This is a genomic window from Kitasatospora sp. NPDC088264, from assembly GCF_040685715.1.
In the GTDB taxonomy this organism is placed as follows: domain Bacteria; phylum Actinomycetota; class Actinomycetes; order Streptomycetales; family Streptomycetaceae; genus Kitasatospora.
Window position 1 is genome coordinate 1 of record NZ_JBFBIR010000038.1, and the last position, 2,130, is coordinate 2,130.

The 2,130-nt window shown below is 76.5% G+C and carries 2 protein-coding genes; both read left to right on the forward strand.

The genetic code is table 11. From position 1 onward, the window contains the following. On the forward strand, nucleotides 1-743 hold a 743-nt coding region (locus AB0O82_RS25555), incomplete at its 5' end, for an alpha/beta hydrolase (protein WP_363586288.1). A 25-nt stretch (nucleotides 744-768) separates the two neighbouring features. Then, nucleotides 769-1,998, forward strand: a complete 1,230-nt coding sequence (locus AB0O82_RS25560; RefSeq protein WP_363586289.1) for an acyltransferase — start codon at nucleotides 769-771, stop codon at nucleotides 1,996-1,998. Nucleotides 1,999-2,130 lie beyond the last annotated feature (132 nt).

The following is a 2,130-nucleotide window of genomic DNA, read 5'->3' on the forward strand; positions in this document are numbered from 1 at the left end:
GCTCGCTGGACGACCCGCGTGACCTGCTGCCCCGTGCCGAGTTCGACGTGGCGGCCGCCCTGGAGAAGGTGCGGCCGATCGCCGAGGACGTACGCTTCGGCGACCTCGCCGCCGCCCCCCGCACCGCCGTCGTCGTCCCCGGCTCGGACAACGACCTGGAGAACTTCGACCGCTCCCCCGGCTCGTACGGCACCCCCGCCGGCATGGCCCGCTCGCTCTACCAGGCCACCGACCGGCAGACCGCCGTCATCGCCTGGACCGGCTACACCACCCCGGTCGGGATCGGCCTGGGCGCCGCCACCGAGGACCTGGCCCGGGCCGGGGCCGCGCGGCTCACCCGACTGCTCGACGGACTCGCCGTCAGCACCCGTCCGCAGGCCCCGGCCACGGTGTTCTGCCACAGCTACGGCTCGGTGGTCTGCGGGCTGGCCCGCCCCGGGCCCGACCAGGCCTCCGGCGTGGTCGTCCTCGGCTCTCCCGGGATGGGCGTCGGCTCGGCCGCCGCCCTCGACCCGCGCGTCCCGCTCTGGGCCACCGCCCGCAACGACTCCGACTGGATCGGCCGGGTCCCCTACGTCTCGGTGCTCGGCCTCGGCCACGGCGCCGACCCCACCGCCCCCGGCTTCGGCGCCCACCCGCTGCCCGCCACCGGATCCGAGGGCCACGCCGGCTACTTCGCCCCCGGCACCGCCTCGCTCACCGCCTTCGCCGCCATCGCCCTCGGCCTCGGCCTCGACCGCTGACCGCCTCACCGAAAGGAGCACCGCCATGGCCCACCCGCTGACCGCCCTGCGCCGCGCCGCCCACCAGGTCGACGCCCGCACCCCCGAGACCCGCGACCGCGCCCTGGACGGGCTGCGCGCCCTCGCCCTGCTCGCCGTGCCGGTCGGGCACTGGCTGCTCGGCGGCTTCACGCTCTCCGCCGACGGCGCCCTGCACAACGCGAGCCCGCTCTCCTCGCTCGGCGGCCTCGCCCCGATCAGCTGGGTGCTCCAGATGCTCGGGGTGTTCTTCCTGGTCGGCGGCCACTCCTCGGTCCAGTCGCTGGAGCGGGCCCGGGCCAAGGGCGTGACGTACCCGGGCTGGCTGCGCGGCCGGTCGGTGCGGCTGCTGCGCCCGGTGCTGGGGGTGACGGCCGTCTGGGCGCTGCTGATCGCACTGCTGCCCGCGCTCGGTGTCCCCGGCGACACCGTGCGGACCGGCGCGACGCTGGTGGTGCAGCCGCTCTGGTACATCGCGGTCTACCTGGGGCTGACCGCGCTCACCCCGCTGTGCGTGGCGGCCGGGCGCCGGCTGGGCGGCTGGTCGGCGGGCGTCCTGGTGGCCGCCGTCGCCGCGGTCGACCTGCTGCGGTACGGGCCGTGGGCGGAGGCGGTGCCGTCCTGGGTCGGACTGTTGAACATCCTGCCGGGCTGGCTGTTCGGCTACCAGCTGGGCGTGCTGTGGGCGCAGGGCCGGCTCGGCCGCCCGGTGGCCCGGGTGCTGCTGGTCGGCGGCGGCGCGCTGTTCGCCACGCTGCTGCTGGCGTTCCACTACCCGGCCAGCATGGTCGGGGTGCCCGGGATGGAGCGGACCAACTCGCACCCGCCGTCCCTGCTGGTGCTGGCCCTGGCGGCGACGCAGTGCGGCGCCGCGGTGCTGCTGCGGGAGCGGCTGGGCCGGCTGCTGACCCGCCGCCCGCTGCTGTGGCTGCCGGTGGTGGTGGTCAACCTCTCGGCGATGACGATCTTCTGCTGGCACCAGAGCGCGATGCTCGCGGTGGCGGTGCCCGGCGCGGCCGGCCTGGGCGCCGTACCGGGGCTGACCACCGCGCCGGACTCGATCGGCTGGGTGGCCGCCCGGGTGGCGCTGCTTCCGCTGTTCGCGGCCGTGCTGGTGGCGATCGGGTGGTTCACCCGGCGGTTCGACGGGCCCTGGACGGCCTTCTCCCGGGCCGGGAAGGCGCTGGCCGCGGCGGGTGCGGCGCTGTTCGCCGCGTACGCGCTGGGCATGGTGTGACCTGCGCCGGAGAGTGAGGCACTGAGGGGCGCGGACCGATCGGTCCCGCCGCCGAACTCGCCCACCCCTACGACCTGACCGCCCGCCCGCCCTTCGACCACTTCCTGCTGCGGACCGGCGAGGCCGAGTACC

Coding starts and splice junctions, on each gene's coding strand:
- AB0O82_RS25560 (WP_363586289.1), top strand. CDS start 769: ATGGCCCACCCGCTGACCGCCCTGCGCCGCGCCGCCCACCAGGTCGAC.